This is a genomic window from Saccharothrix hoggarensis (assembly GCF_042678885.1).
GTDB classification, from domain to species: Bacteria; Actinomycetota; Actinomycetes; order Mycobacteriales; family Pseudonocardiaceae; genus Actinosynnema; species Actinosynnema hoggarensis.
In genome coordinates, this window is sequence record NZ_JBHTLK010000033.1 from 1 (window position 1) to 13626 (window position 13626).

The 13626-nt window shown below is 71.2% G+C and carries 15 protein-coding genes; 6 read left to right on the forward strand and 9 right to left on the reverse strand.

The features are described 5' to 3' along the window. On the forward strand, positions 1 to 265 hold a 265-nt coding region (locus tag ACFQ3T_RS09305; protein ID WP_380722353.1), incomplete at its 5' end, for a CbiX/SirB N-terminal domain-containing protein. A 313-nt stretch (positions 266 to 578) separates the two neighbouring features. On the opposite strand, the gene ACFQ3T_RS09310 is transcribed toward ACFQ3T_RS09305, so the two are convergent. Both ACFQ3T_RS09310 and ACFQ3T_RS09315 read right to left on the reverse strand, forming a co-directional pair. Next, complete coding sequence (locus ACFQ3T_RS09310) at positions 579 to 1064, reverse strand: MarR family winged helix-turn-helix transcriptional regulator (protein WP_380722355.1); 486 nt, start codon at positions 1062 to 1064, stop codon at positions 579 to 581. After that, complete coding sequence (locus ACFQ3T_RS09315; RefSeq protein WP_380722357.1) at positions 1061 to 1684, reverse strand: DJ-1/PfpI family protein; 624 nt, start codon at positions 1682 to 1684, stop codon at positions 1061 to 1063. The genes ACFQ3T_RS09310 and ACFQ3T_RS09315 overlap by 4 nt, the downstream gene beginning before the upstream one ends. A 62-nt stretch (positions 1685 to 1746) precedes the next feature. On the opposite strand from ACFQ3T_RS09315, the gene ACFQ3T_RS09320 reads away from it, so the two are divergent. Beyond that, positions 1747 to 2523: an enoyl-CoA hydratase-related protein gene (locus ACFQ3T_RS09320; RefSeq protein ID WP_380722359.1), complete on the forward strand. Its 777-nt coding sequence runs from the start codon at positions 1747 to 1749 to the stop codon at positions 2521 to 2523. Between the two features lie 91 nt (positions 2524 to 2614). Here ACFQ3T_RS09320 and ACFQ3T_RS09325 read toward each other — a convergent pair whose 3' ends face one another. The 3 genes from ACFQ3T_RS09325 to ACFQ3T_RS09335 are packed head-to-tail and all read right to left on the reverse strand — an operon-like array spanning position 2615 to position 3595. Then, positions 2615 to 2884 (reverse strand): barstar family protein, encoded by a 270-nt coding sequence (locus ACFQ3T_RS09325; RefSeq protein WP_380722361.1) that lies wholly within the window; start codon positions 2882 to 2884, stop codon positions 2615 to 2617. Beyond that, positions 2881 to 3348 carry a ribonuclease domain-containing protein gene (locus ACFQ3T_RS09330; RefSeq protein ID WP_380722363.1) on the reverse strand — a complete coding sequence of 156 codons (468 nt, stop codon included), beginning with the start codon at positions 3346 to 3348 and terminating at the stop codon, positions 2881 to 2883. The genes ACFQ3T_RS09325 and ACFQ3T_RS09330 overlap by 4 nt, the downstream gene beginning before the upstream one ends. 10 nt (positions 3349 to 3358) lie before the next feature. After that, complete coding sequence (locus ACFQ3T_RS09335) at positions 3359 to 3595, reverse strand: hypothetical protein (protein WP_380722364.1); 237 nt, start codon at positions 3593 to 3595, stop codon at positions 3359 to 3361. A gap of 68 nt (positions 3596 to 3663) precedes the next feature. Here ACFQ3T_RS09335 and ACFQ3T_RS09340 point away from each other — a divergent pair, with 68 nt between their 5' ends. Next, positions 3664 to 4632: a zinc-binding dehydrogenase gene (locus tag ACFQ3T_RS09340; protein ID WP_380722365.1), complete on the forward strand. Its 969-nt coding sequence runs from the start codon at positions 3664 to 3666 to the stop codon at positions 4630 to 4632. 132 nt (positions 4633 to 4764) lie between these two features. Beyond that, positions 4765 to 6210, forward strand: coding sequence for an amino acid permease (locus ACFQ3T_RS09345; RefSeq protein ID WP_380722366.1), 1446 nt, complete (start codon positions 4765 to 4767; stop codon positions 6208 to 6210). On the opposite strand, the gene ACFQ3T_RS09350 is transcribed toward ACFQ3T_RS09345, so the two are convergent. From ACFQ3T_RS09350 to ACFQ3T_RS09360, 3 genes are all read right to left on the reverse strand, one after another. Further along, positions 6172 to 7824 (reverse strand): DUF885 domain-containing protein, encoded by a 1653-nt coding sequence (locus ACFQ3T_RS09350; RefSeq protein WP_380722367.1) that lies wholly within the window; start codon positions 7822 to 7824, stop codon positions 6172 to 6174. The two genes, ACFQ3T_RS09345 and ACFQ3T_RS09350, sit on opposite strands and share 39 nt — an antisense overlap. A 17-nt stretch (positions 7825 to 7841) precedes the next feature. Further along, a complete protein-coding gene (locus tag ACFQ3T_RS09355) occupies positions 7842 to 8879 on the reverse strand; it encodes an NAD(P)H-dependent flavin oxidoreductase (RefSeq protein ID WP_380722368.1) in 1038 nt (345 codons plus the stop codon). A gap of 129 nt (positions 8880 to 9008) precedes the next feature. Beyond that, a complete protein-coding gene (locus tag ACFQ3T_RS09360) occupies positions 9009 to 10478 on the reverse strand; it encodes a chitinase (RefSeq protein WP_380722369.1) in 1470 nt (489 codons plus the stop codon). 119 nt (positions 10479 to 10597) lie between these two features. Between ACFQ3T_RS09360 and ACFQ3T_RS09365 the strand changes: the two genes are divergently transcribed. Both ACFQ3T_RS09365 and ACFQ3T_RS09370 read left to right on the forward strand, forming a co-directional pair. Further along, positions 10598 to 11032 carry a phosphohydrolase gene (locus ACFQ3T_RS09365; protein ID WP_380722370.1) on the forward strand — a complete coding sequence of 145 codons (435 nt, stop codon included), beginning with the start codon at positions 10598 to 10600 and terminating at the stop codon, positions 11030 to 11032. 173 nt (positions 11033 to 11205) lie between these two features. After that, positions 11206 to 11427 (forward strand): hypothetical protein, encoded by a 222-nt coding sequence (locus ACFQ3T_RS09370; protein ID WP_380722371.1) that lies wholly within the window; start codon positions 11206 to 11208, stop codon positions 11425 to 11427. Between the two features lie 259 nt (positions 11428 to 11686). Here ACFQ3T_RS09370 and lepA read toward each other — a convergent pair whose 3' ends face one another. Then, complete coding sequence (gene lepA / locus ACFQ3T_RS09375) at positions 11687 to 13534, reverse strand: translation elongation factor 4 (protein ID WP_380722372.1); 1848 nt, start codon at positions 13532 to 13534, stop codon at positions 11687 to 11689. Between the last annotated feature and the right edge of the window lie 92 nt (positions 13535 to 13626).

Below are 13626 nucleotides of genomic sequence, written 5' to 3' on the forward strand. Positions count from 1 at the left end.
CTGGGCCGGGGTGGAGCCGGCCTTCGCGTCGTCCGCCGATCCCGACGTGCCGACCGCGGTGGCCCGCCTGCGGGCCGGCGGCGCCCGCCGCGTCGCCGTGGCGTCGTGGTTCCTGGCGCCGGGCTTCCTGCCGGACCGCGTGACCCGGCTGGCCGGCGAGGGCGCGATCATCGCCCCGCCGCTGGGTCCGGACCCGGAGGTGGCGGAACTCGTCCTCCACCGCTACGAAGCCGCCCTGACCGCCGACCTCGCCGCTTCCGCCTGACGCGAGCGGCAAGCGCAAGTCCCGCAGGGGTCTCCGGCAAGCGCAGGCCGTGCAGAGGTCCCCGGCAAGCGCAAGCCCCGCAGGGGTCCCCGGCAAGCGCAGGCCGTGCAGAGGTTCCCGGCAAGCGCAGGCCGTGCAGAGGTCCCCGGCAAACGCAGGCCGTGCAGAGGTCCCCGGCAAACGCAGGCCGTGCAGGGGTTCCGGCACGTGCAAGCCCTGCAGGGGTCCCCGGCAAGGGGACCCCTGCTTTGATCCTGCCAGGTCCGACCGACGATCGCGGTCCGTCGGACCCGACCTGTGGACAACTCCGGAGCTAGCCGTCCGAGGCGGGCGGCTGGTCCGCGTCCAACGCCTCGATCAGGCGTTCCATCACCTTGAGCGTGGTGCGCAGGTCGTCCAGGTCGACCTGCGCCGAGATCCGGTTCGTGAACGCGTGCTGCGCCCGCGTCAGCCCTGAGACGGCCTCCCAACCGGCCGCCGTGGGCCGGAACAGCTTGGCCCGCTTGTGCGCCGGGTTGGGCACGTACTCGGCCAGGCCCTTCTCCACCAGCAGGTCGGCGATGCGCTGCACGCTCTGCCGGGTCAGGCTCATCTCCCGCGCGATGCCCGCCACGGGCAGCGGCTGCCGCATCACCGCGCCGAGCACCTGCCACCACGCGGCGGTGAGGCCGACCGGTTTCGTCATCACCTCGGCGGCTTCGAGGAAACCGCCGTAGAGCCGGAAGGTGCGCATGATGATGTCGGTCAGCACGTCACCCGCCGCGGTGCGGGGCTCCACCTCCGTGCGGACGTCGTTCATGACGCCGCGGTGACGAGCTTGCGGAACCACTCCGGGGAGCCGGTCCGGTAGAGGCCGTACCAGGCCTCCGTCACGGCGGGCTCGTACAGGTCCAGTTCGGTGAAGATCTCCCGTGCGAACTCCAGCGCCGACGTCGCGCCGGCCGTGATCAGTCCGCCCGCCCGCACCGCGCGCTCGGAGCTGAAGTGCGCGGCGCCGGTGTACTGCGGCACGGACATCAGCTGCTCGACCGCGTTGCCGCCGTGCGGTCGGTCGTTGAGGAGCCCTTCCGCGGCCAGGCCGATGGTCGCGCCGCAGATCGCCGCCACCGGCACGCCCGCGTCCAGCCAACGCCGTGCCGCCGCGGCGAACACCGCGTTGCCGCCGGTCACCCACTTGTCTGCGCCGGGCAGGATCAGCATCGCGCTGTCGGCCGGCTCGATGTCGGCCAGCGCCAGGTCCGGCGTGATGCGCAGCCCTCCGATGGACGTCACCGGGTCGAGCGTCTCGGCGACGGTCCGCACCTGGTACCGGCCGGGCTGCTTCTGGAACTGCGGGTTGTTGACGTGCGCGGTCGCGTACCCGAACTCCCAGTCCGCGAGCGTGTCGTACAGGGCGAGGTGGACCGTCTGCGTCTCCATGACAGTATCCTGTCGTTTTGACAGCATCCTGTCAATAGGCACGGGATCGTAGAGTGCCCGGCATGGCAGACGAGCTGGTCCACTACGAGGTGCGGCGTGGCATCGCGACGATCACGCTGGACTCCCCCCACAACCGCAACGCCCTGTCCGCGCGGCTCCGCGCCGAGCTGACCGGTCACCTGAAGGCCGCCACCGCCGACGACGCGGTGCGCGTGATCGTGCTGAGCCACACCGGACCGGTGTTCTGCTCCGGCATGGACCTCAAGGAGGCGGGCGGCGCGAGCGCCGACAAGCAGGGCGTCAACGAGTTCCCGGCCATCCTGGAACAGCTGTGGACGAGCCCGAAGCCCGTGGTGGCACGGCTGGCGGGCCCGGCCCGTGCGGGCGGCGTCGGGCTGGTGGCGGCGTGCGACATCGCGGTCGCCGCGGACACGGCCACGTTCGCGTTCAGCGAGGTCCGCATCGGCGTGGTGCCCGCGGTCATCTCGGTGACGGTGCTGCCGCGCCTGCTCCCCCGCGCCGCGCACGAGCTGTTCCTGACCGGCGAGACGTTCGCCGCGCCGAAGGCCGTCGCCATCGGCCTGATCAACTCCGCGGTGCCCGCCGACGACCTCGACGCCGAGGTCACCCGGTACACCGACATGCTCGCGCTCGGCGCGCCCGACGCCCTGACCGCGACCAAGCGGATGCTGCAGGAGCCGCGCTCGAACGACCTCGGCGAGGTGTTCGCCGACATGCTCGCCCTGTCCGCCCGCCACTTCGGCGGCCCCGAGGGCCAGGAGGGCATCGCCGCGTTCGTCGGCAAGCGCAAGCCGTCGTGGGTGCCGACGGAGGACTGAGGGCTCGGGACGGGCGGGGACGATCCGGTCGACGCACCCCGCCCGTGCCGATCACCGCTGGTCGAAGCTCTTGGAAGCGTGGCGGACCGGGTCAGTCCGTGTAGACGACGGTCAGGACGCGGTCGCCCAGTTCGGCCGTGCGCGCCGCCGCGTCGGCCAGCACGGACTCCACGTCCGCGTTCCCGCCCTCCCACTCCAGCACGTGCTCGCCCTCGGGCAGCCACGACAGGTCGGTCAGGCAGTCGTACAGAGCGTCGAGGTTGTGCCCGAACCAGTCGGGGAAGCTCAACGCGTCCGCGATGGCCCCGATGGCGGCCTTCTTCGAGCGCGCGCCGCGGCGCACCACGTGCCGGTAGGTCATTCGGTCACGTCCACGACGACGAACGACTCGTAGTGGTCACCTGTGTAGTACACCTCGTCGGACGACCCGGTGACGAGCCGACGCGCGCCGCGGTCGTCGCTGCCCGGCGTCGGCACGGTGTACTCGCGGTAGTAGTCGCGCGGCTTGGCGGGCAGCAGCCGCTCCCGGTTCTGGAACGTCACGCCGTCGTTGCGCGGGTACGGGAACGGCCCGCCGCGCTCGATCAGCCGCCACGTGGCCGCAGCCTGTTCGGGCAGGCTGGACAGCGCCTTCACCGGCAACCCGGACTCGGCGCCCGGAACGGCGCCGGACGCCGTGCCGGACGCCTCGGCCGCGACGGAACCCGACGTGGACGGCGCGGGCGGCGCGGGGGTGGAGCCGGTGAGGTCCTTGGCGAAGTAGCCGACCACGACGAGCGCGATCAGGCCGAGCAGTGCGACGGAGAGCCGCCGGGCTGGAGTCACGCCCCGGAGCCTACGAAGGACGGGCCGGGTCCACCTTCCCGGGCTGCGGCTCGGCGCCCGGCGGCGGGACCTTCGGCACGGGGTTGAACCTGGTCGAGGCGTTGTCCACGACCCGGTCGATCAGGCGGGCGACACCCAGGCACAGCGGCAGCAACACGGCCATGAGCAGGGCGAACTGGAACGGGAACGCCAGTTGGGCGAGCCACAGCTCCACCCCGTCCCACCACTGCTCGAACGCGTCGACCACGTCGTCGAGCCTAGCCCCGTGACGTGCTTCACCGCACACGGCTCACTACCAGTCGGTAAGTTGCCCGCATGTTCGCCGTCTACGCAGCCGAGCCGAGCCCGCAAGACCCGATCGCCGCACTGCGCGTGGGCGACCGACCGGAACCCGAGGTTCCGCCCGGTTGGGTGAAGGTCGCCGTGCGCGCGGCGAGCCTGAACATGCACGACCTGTGGACGCTGCGCGGCGTGGGGATCAAGGCGGACCGGTTCCCCATGATCCTGGGCTGCGACGGCGCGGGCGTGCTGGAGGACGGCACGGAGGTCGTGCTGCACTCCGTGATCGGCGACCCGGACTGGTCGGGCGACGAGACGCTCGACCCCGGCCGCACGCTGCTCACCGAGAAGCACCAGGGCACGTTCGCCGACCACGTCGTCGTGCCGGCGCGCAACGTCCTGCCGAAGCCGGCGGGCCTGAGCTTCGCCGAGGCGGCGTGCATGGGCACGGCGTGGCTGACCGCGTACCGGATGCTGTTCGTGAAGTCGGGCCTGCGGCCGGGTCAGACGATGCTGGTGCAGGGCGCGTCGGGCGGTGTGGCGACGGCGCTGGTGCAGCTGGGCCGTGCGGCGGGGTTCCGGGTGTGGGTGACGGGTCGGACCGAGGAGAAGCGGGCGCTGGCCGAGAGCCTGGGCGCGCACCGGTCGTTCGAGTCCGGCGCCCGCCTGCCGGAGCGCGTGGACGCGGTGTTCGAGACCGTCGGCAACGCCACGTGGTCGCACTCGATGAAGTCGCTGAAGCCGGGCGGGATCGTGGTCATCTCGGGCGCGACGAGCGGTGACGCGTCGGCGGCCGAGCTGCAGCGGCTGTTCTTCCTCCAGCTGCGCGTGGTCGGCTCGACCATGGGCACGCGGGAGGAGCTGGGCGACCTGCTGGCGTTCTGCGAGCTGACCGGCCTGCGCCCGCAGATCGGCGCGGAGCTGCCGTTCGAGCGCGCCGAGGAGGGCTTCCGCGCCATGCTCGACGGCGAGACCGCGGGGAAGATCGTCTTCACCCGCGACTGAGGTCCGACGCACGTCCTCGCAATCGTCATGTCGCACAAAAATGACCCCATCGAGTGGTGCTATCGAACAAACCTGGTGTCGGCGGACCGGCGTACGGTTCGCCGCACACCAACCACCCGAGGGAGCCGGCGCATGACCGTGCAGAACGGATTCGGCCAGGGCCGCGGCGTGTTCCGCCGAAAGCCCATCGAGCAGATCAGTGACGAGAAGACCGCCCTGACCCGCACCCTGGGCCTGTGGCAGCTCACCGCGATCGGGATCGGCGGCATCATCGGCGCCGGCATCTTCTCGCTGGCGGGCGCCGTCGCCAACAAGACCGCGGGTCCCGCCGTGCTGATCTCGTTCCTCGTTGCGGGCATCGCGAGCGCCGCCGCCGCGTTCTCGTACGCCGAGTTCGCCGGCCTGATCCCGAAGGCGGGCTCCGCCTACACCTACGGGTACGCGGTGCTCGGCGAGATCGTCGGCTGGTTCATCGGCTGGGACCTCCTGCTGGAGTACACCGCGATCGTGGCCGTGGTGGCGATCGGCATCAGCGGCTACTTCAACGAGCTGCTGAACCTGCTCGGCATCGACCTGCCGGTGTGGATGCTCGGCGCGCCCGGCACGGAGGGCGCCGACGTCGCGGCGGGCAGCTACAAGGTCAACCTCTTCGCCGTCCTGCTGTGCCTGCTGATCGCGTTCGTGCTGAACATGGGCATGAAGAACGCGGCCCGGTTCGAGACCACCCTGGTGTACCTCAAGGTCGCCGTGGTGCTGCTGGTGATCGTGGTCGGCGCGTTCCACATCAACACCGGCAACTACAACCCGTTCTTCCCGTTCGGCCTCTCCGGCGCGCTGACCGGCGCGGCCACGGTGTTCTTCGCGGTGTTCGGCTACGACGCGATGAGCACGGCCGCCGAGGAGTCCAAGGACTCCCAGAAGCACATGCCGAAGGCGATCATCTACTCGCTGGCCATCTCGATGGTGCTGTACGTGCTGGCCTGCCTCGTGCTCACCGGCATGGTCAACTACAAGGACGTGGACTCGGAGAGCGCGTTCGCCTCGGCGTTCGCCGACATCGGCCTGCCGGCGCTGGGCATCATCATCTCCGTCGGCGCGGTGCTCGGCATCACGACCGTGCTGTTCACGTTCCTCATGGGCGCGGCTCGGGTCGGCTACTCGATGTCGCGCGACGGCCTGCTGCCGAAGTGGTTCGCCAAGACGCACCCGGTCAAGCACGTGCCGACGCGCACCACGTGGGTGCTCGGCGTCGCGTCCGCCGTCATCGCTGGCTTCCTGCCCATCGCCGAGGCCGCGGAGCTGACCAACATCGGCATCCTGCTGGCGTTCGTGGTCGTGTGCATCGCGGTGATCGTGCTGCGGTACAAGCAGCCCGACCTGCCGCGCACGTTCAAGACGCCCGGCATGCCCGTCGTGCCGATCATCGGCGTGGTGTTCTCGCTGTGGCTGATCACGTTCCTGGCGCCCGAGACGTGGCTGCGCTTCGCCGTCTGGTTCGGCATCGGCCTGGTCGTGTACCTCGCCTACAGCAAGCGGAAGTCAGTGCTCAACAACCCCACCTCGGGCGCCGAGGACTGAGTCGCACCACTCGTCGACGACGTCGGCGAGCACGGCCATCGGCAGCGGCCCCCCGCACAGCACGAGGTCGTGGAACGCCTTGATGTCGAAGCGGTCGCCCAGCCGCCGCTCCGACTCCCCGCGCAGGCGCTGGATCTCCAGCCGCCCCACCATGTAGGCCAGCGCCTGCGCGGGGTTCTCGATGTACCGGTCCACTTCGGAGAAGATGTCGACGTCGGGCATGACCGCGTTGGCGCGCAGGTAGTCCACGGCCTGTTGCCGCGTCCAGCGCAGGGCGTGCAGCCCGGTGTCCACGACGAGCCGGGCGGCGCGCAGCGAGTCCGCCGACAGCATGCCGAGCCGCGAGACGTCGTCCCGGTAGAGGCCCATCTCGTCGGCCAGCCGTTCGGTGTAGAGGGCCCAGCCCTCCAGGTACGCCTCGATGGCCGCGAAGCGGCGCAGCAGCGGCAGGCCGTGCAGCTCCTGCGCCAGCGCGATCTGGAAGTGGTGACCCGGCACGCCCTCGTGGAACGCCGTCGCCTCGGCGCTGAACCGGTCGCGCAGCTCCGCCCGGTGCGTGTTGACGAAGTAGGTGCCCGGCCGGGAGCCGTCCATCGCCGGGTCCAGGTAGTAGGCCAGCGGCGCGTTCGGCGCCTCCGCGTCGGGCACCGCCTCGACCGCGCAGCGCGCCGCCGGCACCGTGCCGAACCAGTCGCCCGCCGCCTCCTCGGCGCGGGCGATGGAGTCCTTGGCCAGCACCAGCATGTCGTCGGCGGCGGCCCACCGCAACGCCGGGTCGGCCAGCAGCCTGGCCCGCACGCCGGCGGCGTCGGTGGGGCCGAACACCCGCCCGCCGATCTCCTCGTACTCCCGGTCCAGCGATTCGATCAGGTCGAGCCCGATCCGGTGCAGCGCCTCGGGCGTGTGGTCGGTCGTGGTGTAGACGCGGACCAGGTCCCGGTAGAGCACGTCCCCGTCGGGCAGCCAGCACAGGCCCGGCTCGTCGGCGCCGCGACCGCGTCCCACGACCTCGGCGCGGACGAAGTCGCGGTACCGGGCCACGGCGGGGCGCACCTCGTCCGACAGCACGCGCGCGCAGTCGGCGGCGAGCGGCGTGCCGCGCAACGGCGTGGCCAGCGGGTCGTCCGCCTCCGCCAGGTAGCGGTCGAGGCGTTCCACGGCGGCTTCCGCCAGGTGCCGCAGCGGGCGGCGGTCGGAGTCCCGCTGCCGGCGGGCGAGGGCGTCCAGGTAGCCCGGTAACGACGACAGGCGGGCCAGGTAGGCGCGCCGGGCGCGGTCGTCGGCGGGCCGGACCATCGGCAACGCCCCGAGCAGCACGGCGACCGGCGCGTTGAGCCCTTCGGCGTGCGTGTGCTCGACCAGCTTCGCGTCAAGCCGGTGCACCACGCCCCACGCCTGCTGCACGACCACCGCACGCGTCACCGGGTCGTCGTCCCCGACGCGCGCACGCTTCGCGATGTCCTCGGCACGGTCGCGCAGCGCGCGCTCGGCGTCGGCGCTCGGGTCCGGCAGCCGGTCGTCCCAGCCGGGGATGCCGAGGAGGGTCGCCATCACGGGATCGGCGTCCAGCACCAGGGTCAACAGCTCGTCGGCCAGCTCGCGCGCGGTCGTCACGCCGTCATTGTCCGGTGCTACCCCGGCGGAATGCGCGTGATCGCGACGGAAAGGGCTTGGCGCGCCTCGGCGAGCAGCCGTGCCACGACCTCGGCGGCCGGGGCCGGTCGGACCAGCGCGTAGGTCTGGCCGGCCCACAGCGACATCAGCTCCGGGTCGCCCGTGGCCCGCACCGGCTTGGTCAGGTGGTGCACCTCCGGGTACGCGGCGGGCGCCCGGTCCTGGTTCTCCGCCAGGAACCGGTTCACCAGCCCGCGCGCCGGACGTCCGCTGAACGCCCGCGTCAACGCGGTGCGGCGGGTGCCGTCGCGGAGGGCCTGGCGGTGCGCGGCGGACGTGCCCGCCTCCGGCGTGGCCAGGAACGCCGTGCCGAGCTGCGCGGCGACCGCGCCGGCCGTCATGACGGCGGCGACGTCGGCGCCGTGCACCAGGCCGCCGGTGGCGATCAGCGGCAGGTCGACCTTGGCGCGGACGTCGCGCAACGCGGCCAGCACGCCGGACAGCTCGCCGCCGCCGGGCGAGACGCCGTCGTCGGCGAACGTGCCGCGGTGCCCGCCCGCGTCGCTGCCCTGCACGCACAGCGCGTCCGCGCCGACCTGGGCCGCCTGCGCGGCCTCCTGCGGAGTGGTGACGGTGACGACGACCGTGGCGCCGGCGGCGTGCAGGCGGTGCACGTCCCGCGGGTCGGGCAGGCCGAACGTGAACGACACGACCGGCACCCGCAGCGCCATCACGAGTTCCAGCTTGGCCGCGTAGGCGTCGTCGTCCCACCGGGGCTCGCCCGGCTCGGTCGGCGACTGCGCCCGGACGCGCTCGCGGTAGCCGGACAGGTCGGTGGTGGCCCGAGGCCCCGGCACGAACAGGTTCACGCCGAACGGCCGGTCGGTGAGCGCGGTGGTCGCGGTGATCTGCGCGGCGACCGCCTCGACGGTGAGGTAGCCGGCGGCGAGGAACCCCAGGCCACCCGCCCGGCCCACCTCGGCCACGAGTTCGGGTGTGGACGCCCCACCGGCCATCGGCGCGGCGATGACGGGCACTTCGAGTCGGTCCAGCATGCCGCGACCCTAACCCGCCTCACGGCCGGCGCGGCGTATTCGCAGGTCCGCGTCTTCCCGTGGCAAAACGCCACCGGGCCGGACCGCCGTCCCTCCCGCGGCGCGACGGGAGGGACGGCTTCCGCCGCGCTACGGCAGCGTGTCCAGGTGCGGCGCCACCGTGTTGGCGAACTGCCAGTTGTTGGAGGCGTCCCAGTTGATCGACCACGTCATCGCGCCGCGGATGCCGGGCCACGTCTGCGCGGGCTTGAACGAACCGCAGTTCGTGCCCTTGGCCAGGCAGTTCAGCGCCGCGTTGACGTTGGCGGGCGACTGGTAGCCGCCGCCCGCGCCGGACGGCGAGGCGGGCAGGCCGAGGCCGACCTGGTCGGGCCGCAGGCCGTTCTGGAGCTGGATGCAGGCCAGCGCGACCAGGAAGTCCACCGTGCCCTGGGCGTAGACCTTCTGGTCGCAGCCGAGCATGGTGCCGGAGTTGTAGTACTGCATGTTGACGACCGTGAGGATGTCCTTCACGGCCAGCGCCAGCTTGAAGTACTCCTGGCCGGTGGACTGCATGTCGATGGTCTGCGGCGCCATCGCGATGACCTTGCCGCCGCCCGCGTGGATGCTGCGCAGCGCCTGCGCCATGTAGGTCGCGTTGACGCCGTTCTCCAGGTCGATGTCCACGCCGTCGAACCCGTAGTTCGCGATCAGGGACTTGACGCTGTTGGCGAAGTTCGTCGCGGCGGTGGAGTTGCCGACGCTGATCGTGCCCTTCTCGCCGCCGACCGAGATGATCACCTTCTGGCCGCGGCCCTGGAGCGTCCGCACGTCCGCCTTGAACTGGGCGTCGGTGTAGCCGCCGAGCTTGCTCGACAGCGTCGGGTCGAGGGTGAACGCGACCGCGCCCGGCGTGGTGGTGGCGTCGGCGAACGCGACGGCCACGATGTCGTACGTGGTCGGCACGTCGGCGAGGCGGAGCAGCCGCGAGCCGTTGTCGAAGTTGTGCCAGTAGCCGGTGAGGGCGTGCTTGGGCAACGTCGGGTTCGGGTTGCCGGTCGTGGTCGTCGTGGTGGTCGTCGACGTGGTGGTGGTCGTCGTCGTCGAGGTCGTCGTGGTGGTGCTGCTCGACGGCGGGGTGCCCGGCCCGTCGAGGCTCACGTCGTCCGCGTAGAACGTGGGCTGGCCGTACCAGCCGTGCACGTAGATCGTGACGCTGCTGGTCGCGCCGGTGGTGAAGTCGATGCTGAGCCGGCTGAACCCGGCCGAGCCCGGCGTCCACGTGCTCTTGTCGCCGCTGCCGGTGCCGGTCACGCCCAGGTAGACGTAGCTGCCCTGCACCCAGGCGCTCAGCTGGTAGGCCGTGTTGGCCTGCACGGCGATCGTCTGCGAGCAGCGCGCGTTGTCCTGGCCGGCGGGACTGCCCGCCAGGGCGTGCGTGCCGCTGCGCTTGACCGCGGTCGACGCGGTCGACGCCGCGCTGCACGTCCACCCGCTGGTGCTGCCCTCGAAACCGGGGTTCGCGACCAGGTTGGCGGCCGACGCGCTGCCCACGACCACCAGGGTCAGGCCCGCGATCGCCAGCACACCCGCCAGCACCGCGCCCAGTGCGCGTCTCATCCTCGAAGCCACGTCCACCTCCACGTCCTGTCGGCGGCCACGGCCCAGCGCAGTGACGTGGGCCACCCGAAAAATGGACTAGACCACTGGGACTTGTCAAGGGGTGTGACCATGAGCGGATGACGTTCACCGTTGATGACGCCATCCGGATCGCCCGCGCCGCCCACGACGGGCAGGTCGACAAGTCGGGCAAGCCGTACATCGGCCACCCGCTGCGCGTGATGGGCCGCGTGTCGGGCGAGCACGCGCGGATGGCGGCCGTGCTGCACGACGTGGTCGAGGACACCGCCGTCACGGCGGACGACCTGCTGGCCGCCGGGTGCCCGCCGGAGGTGGTGGCGACCGTGCTCGCGCTGAGCCACCGCGAGGGCGAGTCGCAGGAGGACTACCTCGCGCGCGTGCTGACCGACCCGGTCGCGGTCGAGGTGAAGCGCGCCGACATCGCCGACAACCTGTCACCGCCCCGGCTGGCGCTGCTCGACACCGCCACCCAGGACCGGCTGCGGGCCAAGTACGCGAGGGCGCTCGACCTCCTCGGGCGGGACGGGCGGTGAGGTCCGGTTCGCCTCGCCGTTACCCCGCCGACGTCTGCGCGGGGGTGGCCGGACGGGTCCCTGACACCGTTGTAACAGTTGCGGCGGAGATCACGCCGGAAATGGCGGCGCAGGGCTCTGACGTGCGGCATCATGGTAGGTGAACCGATACAGAGAGACGACCGAAAGGCGACATGACCAACCCTCTGAAGACCGTTCGCACGTACCTCGCCACCCGGCGGCAGATCCGCAAGCGGGAAGCGGACCTGAACCGCGAGTTGGCCGCCTACAACACCCCGAGCGCCCGGATGGACATGGAAGCCATCCTGGCCCGGCACACGAGCCACGAGGCGCGTGAGATCGAAGCGATCCTCCGCCGCCAGGCGCTCAGCACCACGCTGCGCAACCACGGCTGAGCTCGCCAGTCCCTTCGAGGGCCTTCAGGACAGGGGCGTCCTGAGGGCCCTTTCGTCTTTCAGCAGACGTGCAGGCCGCACCTTGATCTTCGACGACACCCGCACGGTGAAGGGGACCGGTAGCGCGGTCGAGCCATCCGGGCCGCACGCGAGCGACCACAGAGCTCCGCCACGATCTCCCGAGAAAACGCACGACTCGGCCTCCACACCGACCGGTCACCCCAAGATGTGCCGGTCGGCGCGGATGTAGCCGGTGGTCCTACTTCCTGCCCTTGTCCTTGCCGCCGGAGTCGTCGGTCGACAGGGCGGCGACGAAGGCTTCCTGGGGGACCTCGACGCGGCCCACCATCTTCATCCGCTTCTTGCCTTCCTTCTGCTTCTCCAGCAGCTTGCGCTTGCGCGTGATGTCACCGCCGTAGCACTTCGCGAGCACGTCCTTGCGCATGGCGCGGATCGTTTCCCGGGCGATCACGCGCGCGCCGACGGCGGCCTGGATGGGCACCTCGAACTGCTGCCGCGGGATGAGCTCGCGCAGCTTGGACGCCATCTTGGTGCCGTAGGCGTAGGCGTAGTCCTTGTGGACGATCGCGCTGAACGCGTCCACCGGCTCGCCCTGCAACAGGATGTCGACCTTCACCAGGTCGGCGTCCTGCTCGCCCGACTCCTCGTAGTCCAGCGACGCGTAACCGCGCGTGCGCGACTTCAGGGCGTCGAAGAAGTCGAAGATGATCTCGCCGAGCGGCATGGTGTAGCGCAGCTCGACGCGGTCCTCGGACAGGTAGTCCATGCCGCCCAGCTGGCCGCGCTTGGACTGGCACAGCTCCATGATCGCGCCGATGTAGTCGCTGGGCGCGATGATCGTGCACTTGGTGACGGGCTCGTACACCTCGGCCCGCTTGCCGTCGGGCCAGTCGGACGGGTTGGTCACCACGTGCTCCGTGCCGTCCTCCATGACGACCCGGTACACCACGTTCGGCGCGGTCGAGATGAGGTCGAGGCCGAACTCGCGCTCCAGCCGGTCGCGGGTGATCTCCAGGTGCAGCAGGCCGAGGAAGCCGCACCGGAAGCCGAAGCCCAGGGCGGCCGACGTCTCCGGCTCGAACGTCAGCGCGGCGTCGTTGAGCTGCAGCTTCTCCAGCGCCTCGCGCAGGATCGGGTAGTCGGAGCCGTCCACCGGGTACAGCCCCGAGTAGACCATCGGCCGCGGCTCGCGGTAGCCGGCCAGCGGCTGGGTGGCGCCGTGCTTCTCGGCCGTGACCGTGTCGCCCACCTTCGACTGGCGCACGTCCTTCACGCCGGTGATGAGGTAGCCCACCTCGCCGACGCCCAGGCCGACGCTCGGCTTCGGCTCCGGCGAGATGATGCCGACTTCCAGCAGCTCGTGGGTCGCGTTCGTGGACATCATCCGGATGCGCTGGCGCGGCGTGATCTTGCCGTCGACCACGCGGATGTAGGTGACCACGCCGCGGTAGGTGTCGTACACCGAGTCGAAGATCATCGCGCGGGGCGGGGCGTCCGCGTCGCCGACCGGGGCCGGCACGCGCTTGACGACCTCGTCCAGCAGCGCGCCGACGCCGAGGCCCGTCTTGGCCGAGACCCGCAGCACCTCCTCGGGCTCGCAGCCGACGATGTGGGCGAGCTCCTTGGCGTACTTGTCGGGGTCCGCGGCGGGCAGGTCGATCTTGTTCAGCACCGGGATGATGGTGAGGTCGTTCTCCATCGCCAGGTACAGGTTGGCCAGGGTCTGCGCCTCGATGCCCTGCGCGGCGTCGACCAGCAGCACGGTGCCCTCGCACGCCTCCAGCGCGCGCGACACCTCGTACGTGAAGTCGACGTGACCGGGCGTGTCGATCATGTGCAGCACGTGGTCACGGCCGTCGACCTGCCACGGCAGCCGCACGTTCTGCGCCTTGATCGTGATGCCGCGCTCGCGCTCGATGTCCATGCGGTCGAGGTACTGCGCGCGCATCGCCCGCTCCTCGACGACGCCGGTGAGCTGCAACATGCGGTCGGCCAGGGTCGACTTGCCGTGGTCGATGTGCGCGATGATGCAGAAGTTCCGGATCAGCTCCGGAGGCGTGAACGTCTGGTCGGCGAACGTGCTCACTCAGGTTCCTCGCACACGAAGGACGGGGGCCTATTTCGTCTGGACAAGGACGCGGGCCCATTTCAACTGCACACAGCATCTCACGTCACGCC